The organism is Acidovorax temperans, assembly GCF_006716905.1.
Taxonomy (GTDB): Bacteria; Pseudomonadota; Gammaproteobacteria; order Burkholderiales; family Burkholderiaceae_C; genus Acidovorax; species Acidovorax temperans.
On record NZ_VFPV01000002.1, the window covers coordinates 634,548 to 649,659 of the forward strand.

General features: G+C 61.5%; 18 protein-coding genes and 2 pseudogenes. 10 read left to right on the forward strand and 10 right to left on the reverse strand.

The genetic code is table 11. The features are described from left to right. Nucleotides 1–11: 11 nt before the first annotated feature. The 3 genes and pseudogenes from BDD18_RS11160 (at nt 12) to BDD18_RS11170 (ending at nt 3,936) form a co-directional block, all read left to right on the forward strand. A complete protein-coding gene (locus BDD18_RS11160; RefSeq protein WP_142083245.1) occupies nt 12–3,143 on the forward strand; it encodes an efflux RND transporter permease subunit in 3,132 nt (1,043 codons plus the stop codon). Nucleotides 3,144–3,149: 6 nt separating this feature from the next. Beyond that, a pseudogene (locus tag BDD18_RS11165) lies at nt 3,150–3,456 on the forward strand (IS3 family transposase); the annotation flags it as partial. Nucleotides 3,457–3,645: 189 nt separating this feature from the next. Beyond that, nucleotides 3,646–3,936: a hypothetical protein gene (locus BDD18_RS11170; RefSeq protein WP_067511907.1), complete on the forward strand. Its 291-nt coding sequence runs from the start codon at nt 3,646–3,648 to the stop codon at nt 3,934–3,936. Nucleotides 3,937–4,105: 169 nt separating this feature from the next. Here BDD18_RS11170 and BDD18_RS11175 read toward each other — a convergent pair whose 3' ends face one another. The 4 genes from BDD18_RS11175 to fliE all read right to left on the reverse strand — a co-directional run bounded on the left by BDD18_RS11175 (nt 4,106) and on the right by fliE (nt 5,754). Next, nucleotides 4,106–4,240, reverse strand: coding sequence for a HipA domain-containing protein (locus BDD18_RS11175; protein ID WP_244939069.1), 135 nt, complete (start codon nt 4,238–4,240; stop codon nt 4,106–4,108). 16 nt (nt 4,241–4,256) lie between these two features. Continuing rightward, nucleotides 4,257–5,011, reverse strand: a protein-coding gene (locus tag BDD18_RS11180) for an IS5 family transposase (protein ID WP_125958937.1) whose coding sequence is annotated in 2 segments (ribosomal slippage) — nt 4,257–4,678 and nt 4,678–5,011 — 756 coding nt in all. Because the reading frame shifts where the segments join, the coding sequence is not laid out codon by codon here. A gap of 12 nt (nt 5,012–5,023) precedes the next feature. Further along, entirely contained in the window at nt 5,024–5,269 is a 246-nt protein-coding gene (locus BDD18_RS11185; RefSeq protein ID WP_142083247.1) for a hypothetical protein, read from the reverse strand. Between the two features lie 176 nt (nt 5,270–5,445). Next, nucleotides 5,446–5,754: a flagellar hook-basal body complex protein FliE gene (gene fliE / locus BDD18_RS11190; protein WP_066695136.1), complete on the reverse strand. Its 309-nt coding sequence runs from the start codon at nt 5,752–5,754 to the stop codon at nt 5,446–5,448. A gap of 30 nt (nt 5,755–5,784) precedes the next feature. Here fliE and BDD18_RS11195 point away from each other — a divergent pair, with 30 nt between their 5' ends. Then, a complete protein-coding gene (locus BDD18_RS11195; RefSeq protein ID WP_142083249.1) occupies nt 5,785–6,018 on the forward strand; it encodes a hypothetical protein in 234 nt (77 codons plus the stop codon). Here the strand turns inward: BDD18_RS11195 and BDD18_RS22830 are convergent. Continuing rightward, nucleotides 6,004–6,210, reverse strand: a pseudogene (locus tag BDD18_RS22830) (type II restriction endonuclease); the annotation flags it as partial. The gene BDD18_RS11195 and the pseudogene BDD18_RS22830 sit on opposite strands and share 15 nt — an antisense overlap. Before the next feature lie 222 nt (nt 6,211–6,432). On the opposite strand from BDD18_RS22830, the gene BDD18_RS11205 reads away from it, so the two are divergent. Next, nucleotides 6,433–6,780, forward strand: coding sequence for a DUF4148 domain-containing protein (locus BDD18_RS11205; RefSeq protein WP_142083250.1), 348 nt, complete (start codon nt 6,433–6,435; stop codon nt 6,778–6,780). 111 nt (nt 6,781–6,891) lie between these two features. Here BDD18_RS11205 and BDD18_RS11210 read toward each other — a convergent pair whose 3' ends face one another. Beyond that, nucleotides 6,892–7,824, reverse strand: coding sequence for an IS5-like element ISAav2 family transposase (locus BDD18_RS11210; protein ID WP_142082744.1), 933 nt, complete (start codon nt 7,822–7,824; stop codon nt 6,892–6,894). 62 nt (nt 7,825–7,886) lie between these two features. Continuing rightward, entirely contained in the window at nt 7,887–8,795 is a 909-nt protein-coding gene (gene nhaR / locus BDD18_RS11215; RefSeq protein ID WP_142083252.1) for a transcriptional activator NhaR, read from the reverse strand. A gap of 144 nt (nt 8,796–8,939) precedes the next feature. Here nhaR and BDD18_RS11220 point away from each other — a divergent pair, with 144 nt between their 5' ends. After that, a complete protein-coding gene (locus BDD18_RS11220; RefSeq protein ID WP_044397844.1) occupies nt 8,940–9,494 on the forward strand; it encodes an Rrf2 family transcriptional regulator in 555 nt (184 codons plus the stop codon). Nucleotides 9,495–9,604: 110 nt separating this feature from the next. On the opposite strand, the gene BDD18_RS11225 is transcribed toward BDD18_RS11220, so the two are convergent. The 3 genes from BDD18_RS11225 to BDD18_RS11235 form a co-directional block, all read right to left on the reverse strand. After that, complete coding sequence (locus BDD18_RS11225; RefSeq protein WP_142083254.1) at nt 9,605–9,979, reverse strand: hypothetical protein; 375 nt, start codon at nt 9,977–9,979, stop codon at nt 9,605–9,607. Nucleotides 9,980–10,040: 61 nt separating this feature from the next. Then, nucleotides 10,041–10,415 (reverse strand): TraR/DksA family transcriptional regulator, encoded by a 375-nt coding sequence (locus BDD18_RS11230; RefSeq protein WP_142083255.1) that lies wholly within the window; start codon nt 10,413–10,415, stop codon nt 10,041–10,043. A gap of 144 nt (nt 10,416–10,559) precedes the next feature. Continuing rightward, nucleotides 10,560–11,201 (reverse strand): glutathione S-transferase, encoded by a 642-nt coding sequence (locus tag BDD18_RS11235; RefSeq protein ID WP_066694069.1) that lies wholly within the window; start codon nt 11,199–11,201, stop codon nt 10,560–10,562. 153 nt (nt 11,202–11,354) lie between these two features. Between BDD18_RS11235 and BDD18_RS11240 the strand changes: the two genes are divergently transcribed. The 4 genes from BDD18_RS11240 (at nt 11,355) to BDD18_RS11255 (ending at nt 15,111) form a co-directional block, all read left to right on the forward strand. Beyond that, nucleotides 11,355–11,726, forward strand: a complete 372-nt coding sequence (locus tag BDD18_RS11240; protein ID WP_066691331.1) for a DUF2946 family protein — start codon at nt 11,355–11,357, stop codon at nt 11,724–11,726. Nucleotides 11,727–12,012: 286 nt separating this feature from the next. Continuing rightward, nucleotides 12,013–12,543, forward strand: a complete 531-nt coding sequence (locus BDD18_RS11245) for a copper chaperone PCu(A)C (RefSeq protein WP_142083257.1) — start codon at nt 12,013–12,015, stop codon at nt 12,541–12,543. A 198-nt stretch (nt 12,544–12,741) separates the two neighbouring features. Then, on the forward strand, nt 12,742–13,686 hold the full coding sequence (locus BDD18_RS11250) for a PhaM family polyhydroxyalkanoate granule multifunctional regulatory protein (protein WP_142083259.1): 945 nt from the start codon (nt 12,742–12,744) through the stop codon (nt 13,684–13,686). Between the two features lie 108 nt (nt 13,687–13,794). Continuing rightward, a complete protein-coding gene (locus tag BDD18_RS11255) occupies nt 13,795–15,111 on the forward strand; it encodes an FIST signal transduction protein (RefSeq protein ID WP_142083260.1) in 1,317 nt (438 codons plus the stop codon). The last annotated feature ends 1 nt before the right edge of the window (nt 15,112 follow it).

Genomic DNA, 15,112 nt, shown 5'->3' on the forward strand with positions numbered 1-15,112 from the left:
CGGGAGACACCATGCTTGCGAAGATCATCGATTGGTCGGGAAGAAACCGTTTCCTCGTACTGCTGGCGACTTTGTTCGTCATTGTTGGCGGCGTCTATGCTGTGCTCAAAACCCCGCTGGACGCGTTGCCGGACCTGTCTGACGTTCAGGTTATCGTCTATACCGAGTATCCGGGCCAGGCCCCGCAGGTGGTCGAGGATCAGGTCACGTATCCGTTGACCACCTCCATGCTGTCGGTTCCGAAGTCCAAGGTGGTGCGGGGCTTCTCCTTCTTCGGCGCCTCGTTCGTCTACATCATCTTCGAGGATGGCACCGACATCTACTGGGCCCGCTCGCGCGTGCTCGAATACCTCAACTTCGCGGCGGGGCGCATGCCCAAGGGCGTGACGCCGCAGATCGGCCCGGACGCGACCGGCGTGGGCTGGGTCTACCAGTACGCGCTGCTGGCCAAGGACAAGACCCTGGCCGAGCTGCGCACGCTGCAGGACTGGTACCTGCGCTACCAGCTCACCAAGGCCCATGGCGTGGCCGAGGTGGCATCCATTGGCGGGTTTGTGCAGACCTACCAGATCACCGTCGACCCGGTGAAGCTGCGCGCCTACGGCATTCCATTGGCCAAGGTGTCGCAGGTGGTGCGCGACTCCAACCGCGACGTGGGCGGCCGCGTGGTGGAGATGGCCGAGACCGAGTACATGGTGCGCGGCAAGGGCTACCTGCGCGGCGTGTCTGACATCGAGAACCTGGTGGTCAAGGCCGACAAGGGCACGCCGGTGCTGGTGCGCGACATCGCCCGTGTTGAACTGGTACCGGACGAGCGCCGGGGCCTGACGGAACTCAACGGCGAGGGCGAGGTGGTCTCGGGCATCGCCATGGCGCGCTACGGCCAGAACGCGCTGGAGGTGATCCACAACCTGAAGGAAAAGATCGCAGAGGTATCAAGCGGCTTGCCGCAGGGCGTCACCATCGAGGCGGTGTACGACCGGTCCGACCTGATCCACCGCGCGATCGACACGCTCAAGCGCACGCTGCTCGAAGAAAGCCTGATCGTCGCGCTGGTCTGCGTGGTCTTCCTGATGCATGTGCGCTCGGCCCTGGTGGCGATCCTGATGCTCCCCGTGGGGGTGCTGATCGCCTTCATCGCCATGCGCCTGCTGGGCATGAACTCCAACCTGATGAGCCTGGGTGGCATCGCCATCGCCATCGGGGCCATGGTGGACGCGGCCATCGTCATGATCGAGAACGCGCACAAGCACCTGGAACGCTTGCCCGAGGAGCACACCAACACCGAGCGCGTGGAAGCCATGATTGCCGCCTGCAAGGAGGTGGGCCCGGCTTTGTTCTTCTCGCTGCTCATCATCACCGTGTCCTTCCTGCCGGTGTTCACGCTGGAGTCGCAGGAAGGCCGCCTGTTCTCGCCACTGGCCTATACCAAAACCTTTGCCATGGCCGGTGCCGCGCTACTGTCGGTGACGCTGGTGCCCGTGCTGATGATGCTGTTCATCCGGGGAAAAATCATGCCCGAATCCAGGAACCCGGTGAACCGGTTCCTCATCTGGATCTACCGTCCCATCATCGCCGCCGTGATGCGGTGGAAGAAACTGACGGTTGCCACGTCGATCATTGTGCTGGGCGTGTCGTTCTACCCCGCCAGCCAGCTCGGCTCGGAGTTCATGCCCACGCTCAACGAAGGCACGCTGCTGTACATGCCCGCGTCGCTGCCCGGCATGTCCATCACCAAGGCGGCCGAGCTGATGCAGACGCAGAACAAAATCATCAAGAGCTTCCCGGAGGTGGTATCGGTCTATGGCAAGGCTGGGCGCGCCAACACCGCCACCGACCCGGCGCCGACCGAGATGTTCGAGACCGTCATCAACCTCAAGCCCGAGTCCGAATGGCGCCCCGGCATGACGACCGACAAGCTCATCGCGGAACTGGACAAGGCATTGCAATTCCCCGGCGTGTCCAACGCCTGGACCATGCCCATCAAGGCGCGCATCGACATGCTGTCCACCGGTATCCGCACGCCCATCGGCATCAAGGTCTTCGGCAAGGACCTGGGCGAGATGGAACGCCTGGCGCGCGAGATCGAAACCGTGGTCAAGCAGGTGCCCGGAACGACCTCGGCGTTCGCGGAACGCATCACAGGGGGCTTTTACCTCAATATTGAACCCGACCGGGCGCAGCTGGCACGCTACGGCCTGGGGGTAGGAGAGCTGCAGGACGTCATTGGCACGGCCTTGGGTGGCGAGATGGTGACCACCACCGTCGAAGGCCGCGAGCGCTTCGGCGTGACGGTGCGCTATCCGCGCGAACTGCGCGCCGACCCGCAGCAGATCGCCCGCGAGGTACTCATTCCCACCATGGACGGCGCCATGGTCCCGCTGGGACAGGTGGCGCGCGTGGAAGTCGCCAAGGGGGCACCCGGCATCCGTACCGAAAACGCGCTGCTGTCGGCCTATATCTTTGTCGACATCCGGGACCGCGACATCGGCGGTTATGTGGCCGACGCGCGCAAGGCCGTGAACGAGCAAGTTCAGTTCCCGCCCGGCTACTACGCCACCTGGAGCGGCCAGTTCGAATCCATGGAGCGCGCGGTGCAGAAGATGAAGGTCGTCATCCCGGTCACCTTGCTCATCATCTTCCTGCTGCTGTACCTGAACTTCAAGCGCCTGACCGAAACCTTGATCGTCATGCTGTCGGTGCCGTTTGCCCTTGTGGGGGGCATCTGGCTTATGTGGTGGCTGGGCTACAACATGTCGGTGGCTGTCGCGGTGGGCTTCATCGCACTGGCCGGGGTGGCAGCAGAGACGGGCGTCATCATGCTGATCTACCTCGACCATGCCTGGGAAGAGATTCAGGCCCGGCGCCGATCGGAAAACAAGGAGCCTGGCGTGGCCGATCTCTACGAAGCCATCATGGAAGGCGCGGTCGAGCGGGTGCGCCCCAAGATGATGACCGTGGTCGCCATCATGGCTGGCTTGCTTCCCATCCTGTGGGGAACTGGCACAGGCTCGGAAGTCATGAGCCGTATCGCTGCACCGATGGTTGGAGGGATGATTTCCTCGACCGTGCTGACGCTGGCAGTAATTCCCGCTATTTATGGCTTGGTCAAGCAGTTTGAACTTCGAAGAAGGCGAGCTTGATGCGATTGGCCTCGCATGCACAAGGAACTGCTCGCCCGTGGCATCCGGGTGGGCAGGAAACGTGTGCGCCGCTTGATGCAGCAGCACGGCATCCGGGCCAAGACCCAGCACAAATTTGTGGTGACCACGGACAGCCGCCACAGCCCCGCCGGTGGCCCCGGACCTGGTACAGCGACGTTTCAATCCCGATACACCCGACCAGCTCTGGTGTGGCAACACCACCTACATCGCCACCGACGAAGGTTGGGTGTACCTGGCAGCGGTCATCGACCTGTTCAGCCGCCAGGTGGTGGGCTGGAGCATGCAGGCGCACAACTATTGATCCGGCAGGCTTTATTCGTAAACCTTGCTCGGGCTGAGGTGTCGAAGCCCCTCGACGGGCTCAAGTTGAACGGCATCGGGACTCTGCAATAAACCGTGCCGGATCAATAGGCCGCCGTCAAGGCACTTTGTTCCCCTCATGCAGCTCAAGCCCCCTGTTTCGCATACCAAAGGAATCATCATGAACAAGCTGATCTACCCCCTCGCCGGCGCGCTGATGCTGGGCGCCACCTTGCCGGTCCTGGCCGGCCCTGACTTTCAGGCTATCGAGCAAGGCCGCAAGGCCGGCCAGGAGGCCGAGGCCACGCGCACGCGAGATGCCGCCGAGGCCGCCAAAACCGGCCGTGGCGACTGCCCGCCCCAGCCCTTGATCCTGCCGCTCGACCATGGTCCGCGTGCCTTGACTACGCCCTACCTGAACCAACTGCGCAAGCAGCGCTTCGAGGCGGAGATGAAGGCCTGCAAGGAATGACGCAGAGGAAGCGCCTATTCAGTCGGCCCTGCAAAACTCATCCGCCCGCCCATGCCAGCCGGCCCAAGCCGGTTTTCCTCATCCCCACCGCCGTTGCGAGCGCCGAGGCCAACATGACGTCCCCGAATCTACCGGCGCCCATGACCGACATGGCCAACTCCTCCTTGGACTACACCGTGTGCTCATTGGTAGAGACCCGTGTGTGATTCACCGCCGTGCATAGGTCGTAGTAGGGTGCCACGCGGGCCCTCTCTTCATTGCTCAGGAAAGAAATGTTCTTCAGGTGGCAGTCCGAATGACCCACTAGGGCGCGTTGAGAATCAACGGGAGTTGATAACCCCAGCTGCGAGATAGATCATCGCTGCGAAGCTGCTATCCGTCTTGTCGCTGCGCATTGCGATACGTTTGAACTCCTTGAGCTTGCAAAAGAAGTTCTCGATCAAGTGGCGCCATTTGTAGACCTCCAGGTCAATCTCCAGTGGCGCTCTCCTGCGGGGCATCTGTGAGATCACCACCTGCGCCCCGCGCTTACCCAACTCCTGGATCAGCCAATTCACATCGAAGGCCTTGTCGGCAAGCAAGGCATCAAAGCGCACATCGGCAATCAGCTCTCTGACCCCTTTGGTGTCGTGGCGCTGCCCTGGCATCAAGACGAACTTCACCAGATTGCCCAATGCATCCGTCAGCGCCAGTATCTTCGTGGTCATGCCGCCCCTCGAGTGGCCTATGGCCTGGCCCGAAGTCCCCCTTTTGCCCCCTGGCCGTGCCGATGCACTTTCACAATCGTGGCATCCACCATCGCATATTCCATGTCCGGCTGCTCGCTCACTGCATCGAACAGACGTTGGAACACATCGGCCTTAACCCAGTCTCTAAAGCGTTTGAACACCGTGTTCCACTTGCCGAACTCTGGCGGCAGGTCTCGCCAGGGGCTGCCTGTGCGGGCAATCCACAGCACTGCCTCAACGAAGCGGCGGTTGTCTGTGCCGCTGCGTCCAGGATCACTTGGCTTGCCAAGGCATTGAGGCTCCATCTTGGCCCATTGCTCGTCTGTCAGTACCCATCGAATGCTCATGCGCCTATTGCATCACAGCCCTCCGAGCCGTTGTGCTTGATTCTCAACAGCCCCTAGCGTGTTGAACAAGATCCGGCGGAAGACCTCCATACGCGCCTGCGCCCGGTTGCGGCACTGACCGATGAGCGCGTTGAGTTTGGGAATCGTCGCACTGCTGTATTTGTAGATCGCACTCTCATTGAGCGCCTCACAGCCATCCAGGGCATGCACCAGCATCAGCCATGAGCAAGCGGCGCCGGCCTTGGGCACGGTGTTCACGAAATCGAGCTCGTAAAATATCCAACCAGCTTCACGAGATCAATGAAGATTCAATCAGCCTTACACACAGAAATTTGGACAGGCCCGGGGATGGTCACGGCATGAATTCGCCAATCGGCACATGTGTTGCTGATTAGCGAGGTGGCATCAACCCGCCCAACGTGCATGGTGAAATTTCAAACCTGCATGTTCATCACATCGGTATAGGCCTGAACTATTCGGTTTCGACTGTGGAGCGTGGCCTGGAATGCGATGTTCGACTTGACACCAGCGAGTATCGTTTCTTCAAGGCCCACCGTGGGATTCTCAAGAGTGAACTCTCGACTCAGGCGGCCAGAATCCGCTTGTAGTTTGCTCGTGGTCGAAAGCGCCTGCTTCATCGCGTCCAAAAAGCCGTCGTCCTGAACACTGGGTGTTTTGGACACCAATTTGTCCACCTGGGTGACGGGCCGTAGTGCTTCGAGCGGGTGTGTGGTTATGTTCATGTTATGTCCGTTGTCCAGCCGAAGAGGGTGATGAACAACCCTTTTTCGGAAGATCGCGGTCAGGAGTCGGTACGAGAAATAGTAATTCCCGCCCGCTGGTCTGTAAGCCTTCAGACTGAGGCATCGGCCCTCCAAATGTATGGCTATGGATTACAAAAACTTAATCTCGCTGACATCACCACGCAGGTCGATCCTCAGCGTGTGAGCGCATCAACCCATGGAGGAGAAATAAGGCATAAGGCAGAAGACTTACAACCGCTGTGAAATCTCCAGCAATGGCTTGATGCTGGAGCCAAAGCGGCTCATGGACGCGTGGTTCTGCTCCAGTTGGCTGTAAGGCAGATAACGAATCCCGAGTTCCGAAACACGGGAGAATACCGGTCTTTGGAGTTGCTCCGCCACCTTGGCTCGGCGATTGTCTGGGGCCACCAGAAAGAGCGCACATTTTTCTGCAACCGGTGACTTCTGTCTACCCGTGTGGTTGGTCCTCCGTCCTCCGCATTCGTCCCCCGCGCACGTCCACCAACTCGCGCTCCAATTCACGCAGATTCTTAACAACAATGTCATCTGGCTGTCCGGATTCTGTTGGGGTGCGCTCCCTAAGATGAACACATCGCCTCAACGCCCGACCAAGGCATGAGAGATGCAAGTTTCATCCACCTTCCAGGAGCTTCAACCATGACCCAAGAACGCCTCTCCCTTTCTTCCATGATCGCAGCCGCAACCGCAGTAGTTGCTCTGGGCCTTCCAGGGATGGCTTCGGCAGCCTACGAGCATCCTGCCAACAATGAAAAGGGCGTAATCGTTCACCCGGAACACTTCAAGAGCGAGAAAACCCGCGCCCAAGTCAAGGCGGAGACCGAGGCTGCGATGCGGCAAGGCCGCCTTTCTTATGGTGAGAGCAACTACCCCATCCGCACACCTGATGTAAGTTCTGGCAAGACGCGTGAGCAAGTAATCAACGAACTGCTGAGCGAGTCACCTGCCGAACGCTCCGAGCGTCTGCGTCTCTACTCCCCGGGTTGATAGCCCCCAATTGGGGCTCCAGCAGAGCACGTTGAATCCATTCTGTGGGATCGCTGGGGCTTTGTTGCATAAATCGGCCATAGGCCAAGGCATCCCCAATCCCAAAAAGATTTACGCAGCAGCGACCGTCTGGGGCGTGCCCAGATCGGTAAATTGATTGAGGATTGAAGCTCGGATGTGCAGCTCGGTCACCTGGCGCTCAAACGTCCTGGCCATGACCTTCTCGCCCAGGCGCTTGAAGCAATTCATCTTGGTCTCCACCAGTGACCTTCGGTGGTAGCCGCTCCAGCGTTTCCAGATAGCCCGCCCCAACTGCCTACACGCCTTGACCGCTTCATTGCGGTGAGCAAATGCCAGCCCTTTGCGCAGCTTCGCTCCTTTGCGCGGCGGGATGATTGGAATGGCTCCCCGCAGGTAGCACGCCTTATGTACATCCTGCGTGTCGTACGCCCCATCACCGGTAAAGCTAGCTATCTCTTCATTGCTTGGAATTTGACCTAGCAGGTCTGCTGCCATGGGCGAGTCGCCCACTTCATTGGTTGTTACTGCGATGGCCCGAATCTGCAGTGTCTGGGCATCAATACCCAGATGCACCTTGCGCCACTGGCGGCGCCGCTGTGCGCCGTGCTTTTTGGTTTTCCACTCACCTTCGCCCAAGAACTTGATGCCCGTGGAGTCGGCCAGCATGTGCAAGCCTTTGTCACTTGCACGGTAGCGCACCTGCACATCCAAGCTCTTTTGCCTGCGACACACCGTGCTGTAGTCGGGCACTGGCCAATCCAGGCCTGCCATACCCAATAGCGACTCAACCAGGCCCAGTGTCTGGCGCAAGGGCTGGCCAAACAAGCACTTGATGGTCAGGCAAAACTGAATGGCCGCATCTGAGAATTTTTGGCAACGACCACGCTTGCCCGTGGGCTGAGCTAGCCACTGCATATCCCTATCGAGCCAAATGGTCAGCTCACCTCGCGCCTTCAACGCTGCGTTGTAAGCCTTCCAGTTCGTTGTGCGGTACTTAACCCGACCCCAGCTCGTCTCTCTCATCTCCCGAGCCTACATCAGCTGCGACCGGCATTTGTGCAACAACGCCGAGGCGTAGTGCAAGATCAATCAGTTGGGCCTTGACCAAACAGATCGGAGCGTGCCGATTCCGTGATGGCCACCACGCAGGGGTGGCTGATGCGCCGCTCCACTGAAATGGCGAAGAACTCCTCCACCAATTCGTTTGAACTACCAATGACTTCCACCCCAAACTGGGCTTGGGTCTCTTGCTCCAGAACGGTGGGTGACGTGAAGATACCCCGGCCTTCCCGCCCGAAGGCGTTCATCAGAGCGCTATCGTCGAACTCTCCCGCGATGCGAGGCTGCAGGTGGTGCTTGTTGAGCCAGTGGTCGAGTTGCTGGCGCACCGACGACTGCGGCCCTTGAATGAGCATGGGCGCCCCGTGAAGGCACTGGGGAAAGGCGCCCTGCAATTCTTTCTTGAGAGACGGCGCGCAGAAAAAGCTCATGCTCGATGAGCCCAGGGCGTGGTTGAACGCGCGCACGCCGATTTTCTTGGAGGCTGGTTCATCGGCCAGCAGCAGATCGAGCCGGTGGATGCTGAGTTGCGCCAGCAGTTCGGGGAATTTGCCCTCGTGGCATGTCATGTGCACCTGTTCGTGCATCCCCAGCGCGGGCTCCAGCAAATGGTAAGCCACCGATTTGGCGACCGAGTCAGCCACACCCACCTTGAATTCCAGCGGTTTTGCCTGTCCTCTGGGTAGTCGGATGGATTTTTCAAGCTCATCACTCAGCGCAAAGATCTGCTCTGCGTACCCCAAGGCGATGCGGCCCTCGTTCGTCAATTCCAGCTCGCGTCCGCGTTTGCGAAACAGTTCATGGCCCAGCCATTCCTCCAGCTGGTTGATCTGTCCCGACAAAGTTTGGGGCGTGGTGTGCAATTGCTCACCGGCGCGCATTACACCGCCCGCCTTGGCTGCGGCCCAGAAGTAGCGCAGATGTTTGAAGTTCATGGTGGCAAATTATTTGCGAAAAACGAAGTATTTTGTTGAATAAAACGAATAGACGCGAAGTATTGATTTCTTTAGAGTACAGGGCTGGCAAGGACAACACGCCTTGTCTGCGGTATCGCACATTCGTGTTCAGAAGGAGTTGCCATGCGTATTACGACCCGAGGAAAAGTCGCTGTATCGGCCATGACGGACCTGGCCCTGCATCAGAGGATGAAGCCGGTGTCGCTGACGACCATCAGCCAGCGCCAAGGCACATCACTTTCTTACCTGGAACAGTTGTTCAGCGCACTGCGTCGCGCAGGGCTGGTGGAGAGCACGCGTGGGCCAGGGGGCGGCTACACGCTGGCCCGCAAGCCCGAGCAAATCGCTGTGGCGGAAATCATCCTGGCGGTGGAGAACATGGAGGTGGATGACTACCAGCCCCTCACGCCGCCCCAGGTGGCTCAGCTCAAGGCCATGACGGGTGAGCTGTGGGTGTCGTTCAATGCCCGGGTGCTGGACTATTTGAAGTCCGTTTCGCTGCGCGACCTCATGACGCAGGCGCAAGCCCAGGGTGTGGTTGCCGCGCCCGAGCAGTCGGCTGCTGCACCGCGCAAGGCGCTGGGGGTGGTGCCTGTGAAGCGCCCATTGATGTCACGCCTGCAAATTCCTAATTCGGTGTTTGCATTGGGCTCGATGCCGCTGGCCCCTCGGCGCTGAGTTTTGTCTTTGGAAATTTGCGGGGGATTGATCCCCTGCGGTGAGCCGCATCTGACCTGCAGACCGCAATGCACAGCCAACGCTGATTCGGCGCTGGCTGTGCATGTGCATCAGCTCAAGGACGGATCAGCCGCCATGTTGTCGAACTTCTTGAAGTACTGACGAGCCATCGCCACCAACTGCGCATCGGTCGGGTGGTCGGCCGCCACGGAATCCACCACAGCGGCAGCGACCGCTGCGTTGTGCTTGCTGCACCAGTCGCGGAACTGGTTGCGAGCCAAACCGGGTCCGCACAGCAGGACTTCATGTGTGCCTTCCAAAGCTTTGGCAGTGTCGGCAAAGAACGCACTGGTGTCGTCGTTTTTGCCCTGGTGCTTGTGGTGGCTGCGCGATTTGACGCGCTGGGCTTCCATGTGTTCGCGGTCAAACATCACCACGTGGGCTTCGGAATGGTCCATCCAGACGACGGCGTGAAAAGTGCTCATGGGTCAACTCTCTTGAAGTGAAAAACATCTGCCCGCGCGGGGCAGTTCTTGGAACCGTGGGTTATTTGGCGGGCCGGGCGTGGCGTTCTGCGGCCTCTTGGCAGGGCAGGCAGCGTGCAACCTCGGGGGTTGCCTGCAAGCGGGCCGGCGCAATGTCCTGGCCGCAGTCGGTGCACTCGCCGTAGGTGCCGGCATCCATGCGTTCCAGCGCCGATGCGATGGCGTTGAGCTGTGCCGACTCGTGCTCTTCTATGGCAAATTCGAGTGAGCGTTCGCTGGCCACCTGGGCGCGGGAATCTTCAGCGTGGCCGAAATGCTCGGCCGCAGCTTCGACCCGGCCCACGTTGCCGCCGCGCTGTTGCGCAATCTGGGCGAGGATGCCGGCTTTGTGATCCAGCAGCTGCTGGCGTAACGATGCGACCTGGGTCTTGTCCATGCGGTCAACTCCTGGAAAGTGATTGAACACCTTCATGGTGCGCCTGCTGGGTGATAGGCGTGTTGACGCAAGTCAATTTTCTGGCGCGTCTCGGCGACCGCCGCTAGCGGACCTGGAATGGTCACTGACTTGGGAGCCGAGGGCTTATTTGCGCCGCGCGAGCATCTCCGCCGTGCTGGTTTTGCGGTCTGCATTGATGCGCTGTACGTGCGGGCGTTCGGCCATGCGGGCCAGGTAGTCGCGCACGGGCAGTTCTGCCAGGTAGTCCCGGCCATAGATGGCCTTGGTGGCTGAGCTGACCAGGGGCAGATGCACGATGGCGGCGCAGTCGGCCATGCTGAAGCTGTCGCCCGCCACGTAGGGGGCAAAAGACGCCAGCTTGGCAAAGGCCGCGATGTTCTTCTCCAGTTGAATGCCCACTTTCTCCCGTGCGGCTTCACTCACCGTGCCGCCAAAAAAAGCTTGGGGGTAGAGGTTGCGGGCGACCAGTTCCAGGTGCAGTTCCATAAAGGTGATCAGCTCGCGCACTTTGGCGGCCGCGAACGCCTGGGCGGGGACGAGGGCCGGAGTGGGGTAGGCGGCCTCGATGTAGTCAGCAATCACTGCGGATTCGCAAAGCGGGCCCTCCGGGGTGAGCAGATAGGGCACCTTACCCAAGGGTGAAGCCGCCAGATCGGTCTGGCCCACCCAGGCAAGCTGTTCCTGGAAGGGCACGCCTTTTTCAAGCAGCGCAAGCTTGACCTTGTTGTAGTAATTGCTGGCAGAAAAGCCGCAGAGCGTCAGCATGGGGTGGTCTCCTGAAGGTTGTAAAAAAATGGGGCGCGAGTGTTTCCACATCCTAGAAGCCCGTGCGCAAAGCGGGCGTCGCGGAGTTGACCTGGGTCATGAAGCGAAAAGGTCTATCCCGCCCTGCGCAGGGGGCGCCTACAATTCCGCGACATGCCACCCGTGCCCCTGCAAACCCTTCGCAGCCTTCGATGGCTCGCCCGCCTCGTGTTGGCGTGGTTTGTGTTGTCGATAGGGGTTGCCGTGGCGTCGCCCTTGGTCCAACCCAAGCCGGTGGAGTTGATCTGCCTGGGCTCGGGGGCCGTCAAGCTGGTGGTCAAGACAGACGATGGCGCGCAAGACATGCCCAGCCACACGCTGGACTGCCCGTTGTGCGTACACATAGGCGCACCGCTACCGATATTGCAGACCCGGCTGCCAGAGGTGCATCCACTGGCGCACGCCCTGCTTCCCATCCCCGCTGCGCACATTGCGGCCCGCACGGCGGCGCCGCTGCCGCCACGCGGCCCTCCGGTCATTTCTTGATTTGCTATTGATTTAATAGCTGCTGGCGCTTGCCTATAAAGCGCTAGAGGCCTATTTGGCTCAATAGCAAAGGCGCTGTCTGCTTTGGCTGCAGATGCTTGGCGCTGGGTTGGCCCCGCTGGTTCGCGCCCCTGGCGTTACCGGCATCTGCGCTGTCTTTGCTGCTCCAGCGCTCCACCCCCTGTTCCTCGTCCTGCGTGTTGGGCACAGACCAAAGCCTATGTGGCAAGTCTGGCCCGCAGTTCTCCATCCTGCTTTTGTCTGCTTGTTTTTTAGGAGTGATTCCATGTTTTTGATTCGTAACCCCCTGGCCCGCCACCTGACTGCTACCTTTGTCCTGACCTGCGCACTGAGTGGTGGCGTCTGGGCGCAAACCGCCAACGTGAAGGTGGAAGGCGCCTGGGCGCGCGCCACCGTGCAGGGCCAAAAGGGCACTGGCGCGTTCATGAAGATCACTGCGCCTGAAGGCGCGAAACTGGTCGGTGCCTCGTCGCCCGCCGCTGGCGTGACGGAAGTGCACGAGATGAAGATGGAAGGCGACGTGATGAAGATGCGCGCCATGCCCTTCCTCGATCTGCCCGCCGGCAAGACGGTGGAACTCAAGCCCGGTGGCTACCACATCATGCTGCTGGACCTGAAGGCCCCACTGGCCAAGGACACCACCGTGCCCGTGAAGCTGACCTTCAAGGACGCCAAGGGCGTGGAAAGCACCCAGGAGCTGACCCTGCCGGTGGCCACTTCGGCCCCCGGCACGCCTGCCATGCCCGCAGCCGGTGCTGCGGGCCACGGGCATGGCCACGGCGCTGCCAAGCACTGAAGTCACCCTGGGGCCTCGGGTGATGCAACCCCGCACCGCCGCTGTGGCGGCGCGCTGCGGGGCACCCCCATCGCCAGCGGCCACGGGTTGGAGTAAGCTGCCTTGCGACCTGCTCAGGAGCATTCGGGCCGACATGCGTGCGGCGCTGAAGGGCTCCTTGGCGGGACTCCCACTTCCTTCTTTTCCTGCAAGGCGGCCATGAGCGACACATCCCACTTCAGTTTTGGCAAATTCGTCCCCGGCTTTGATTTTCTGCAAAGCCTGGCCAAGGGGGCTGCCAGTGGCATTCCGCAAATGCCGCAACTCTCGCACTGGGTGGCGCCCACCCTCAGTGTGGAAGAGCTGGAAAAGCGCATTGATGAACTCAAGGCCGTGCAGTTCTGGCTGGAGCAAAACTCCCGCGCGCTGGCCGCCACCATCCAGGCCCTGGAAGTGCAAAAGATGACCTTGGCCACCCTCAAGGGCATGAACGTGAGCATGGGCGACGTGGCCAATGCCTTCAAGTTCCAGGGCAGTGACGCGGTGATGCAGGGCATGCAAAAAGCGGCCGATGCCTTCAGCAGTGCCGCACGGCCTGCCGCAACGCAGGCGGCTGCGCCCGCGCCGACTCCTCCGGCACCGGCTCCAGCCCCTGCGCCAGCTCCTGCACCCAGCCCCGCCCCGGAACCAGAGCCCGCTGCCGAGGCCTCCAAGGCGGAAGCCCCTCGCAGCCCTGGCGTGGTGGACCCACTGCACTGGTGGGGCGCGCTGACCACCCAGTTCCAGGAGATTGCCGCCAACGCATTGAAAGACGCCAACCACCACGGCAACCCCCTGGGCGCCACGCAGCACCTGGCCAAAGATGCGTTGAAGAAGGCCACCGACATGGCCAGCCACCTGGCGGCCCAGGGTGTGCAAAGCCTGCAGGAAGTGGCCCGCGCCGCGCAGGCCGCCAAACCTGCCGCGGCCCCACGCAAGGCGCCGTCTCGTTCCGCTGCGGCACCCAAACCCGCCCCCGCCAAATCTGCTGGCAGCCAGCGTGCGGCGCCTGCACCGGCGGGCAAGTCAGGCCGTGCTTCCGCCAAAGCGCCCGCCGCCCGCAAAACTGTAGCCAAGAAGGCGCCTGCCAAAAAGGCTCCCGCCAAGTCATCGCGCCAGCGGTGAGGGGGGAGTAGGCACACCCACCGCAGGTGGCGCGATGGCCGGATTTCTGCGTGGTCAAGCGGGCCGGGGCCTGCCAGCTTTGCCCCGGCGCGCTAAAGTGGGTGGACTATGACTCTTTTTCCTACTGGCCATGCCACCCATCCCCAGTGGCGCATGGCGGCTGCGCTGGTTCTGGCGCAGCTGCGCGCACAAATGGCGCTGCCCGCCTATGCCGCGGCGCCCACGCTGGGCTTGCTGTACATCACCGACCACTACGCCAATGACGCGCGCGAACTGCTCGACTATCTGGCCAGCGAACTGCCCGAGGTGACCGACTGGAGCGGCACCGTGGGGGTGGGCGTGTCTGCCAACAACGCCGAGTATTTTGATGAACCGGCCCTGTCGGTAATGCTGCTGGACGTTCCCGCTGACCAATACCGCGTGTTCTCGGGCGTGGCACCGCTGCCGCGCCACCCCGCCAGCGGCTTTGTCGCCCAGACCGCCTTGGTCCACGCTGATGGGCACACGCCCGACCTGGCAGAGTTGCTGCAGGAAATGGCCGACCGCACCGAAACCGGCTACCTGTTTGGTGGCCTCAGTGCCAGCCGCACCGCCAACGTGCAGTTTGCTGTGGGCGGCAACGGCAACATGGCCGGGCAGGGCGCAGCCAGTGGGGTGTTCGACGGCGGCTTGTCGGGCGTGGCCTTTGGGCCGCAGGTGCCGCTGCTGTCGCGCGTTACGCAGGGTTGCCAGCCGGTGGGCCCGCTGCACACCATCACGGCAGCCAACGACAACGTGGTGCTGGAGCTGGACCATGAACCTGCGCTGGATGTGCTGCTTGATACCTTGCAGGTGACGCTGGACGGAGACCCCCAACCAGCCCTGCGCCGCGTGCGGGCCACCTTGGCCGGGCTGGTGGATGCTGGCGCGCAGCCCCTGGGGCGCCAGCGCACGGGCCACTTTGGTACCGACACGCGGGTGCGGCACATCATTGGCCTGGATGGTGCGCGGCGCGGCGTGGCGCTGGCTGAGCATGTGCAGCCCGGTATGCATCTGGCTTTTTGCCAGCGCAACGTCACTGCTGCGCGGGCCGACCTGATGCGCATCTGCGCCGAAATTCGGGAAGAGCTCTCGCCCCAGGACATGGAGCCCGCGCCAGCCGCAGAACGCAGTGCCCAGGCGCAAGGCGCCGCAGCCCCGGCGCCCGGCACAGGTGCCATGACCAGCCCTGCAGGCGCTGCGCAGGGCCGCACCATTCGGGGCGCTATTTACGTGAGCTGCTCGGGGCGGGGTGGGCCGCACTTTGGTGGGCCGAGCGCTGAGCTGCAAATCGTGCGGCACGCCCTGGGCGATGTGCCCCTGGTGGGTTTTTTTGCAGGCGGCGAAATCGCGCACCAACAGTTGTATGGCTACACCGGTGTGCTCACGGTGTTTACCGATGCGTGAG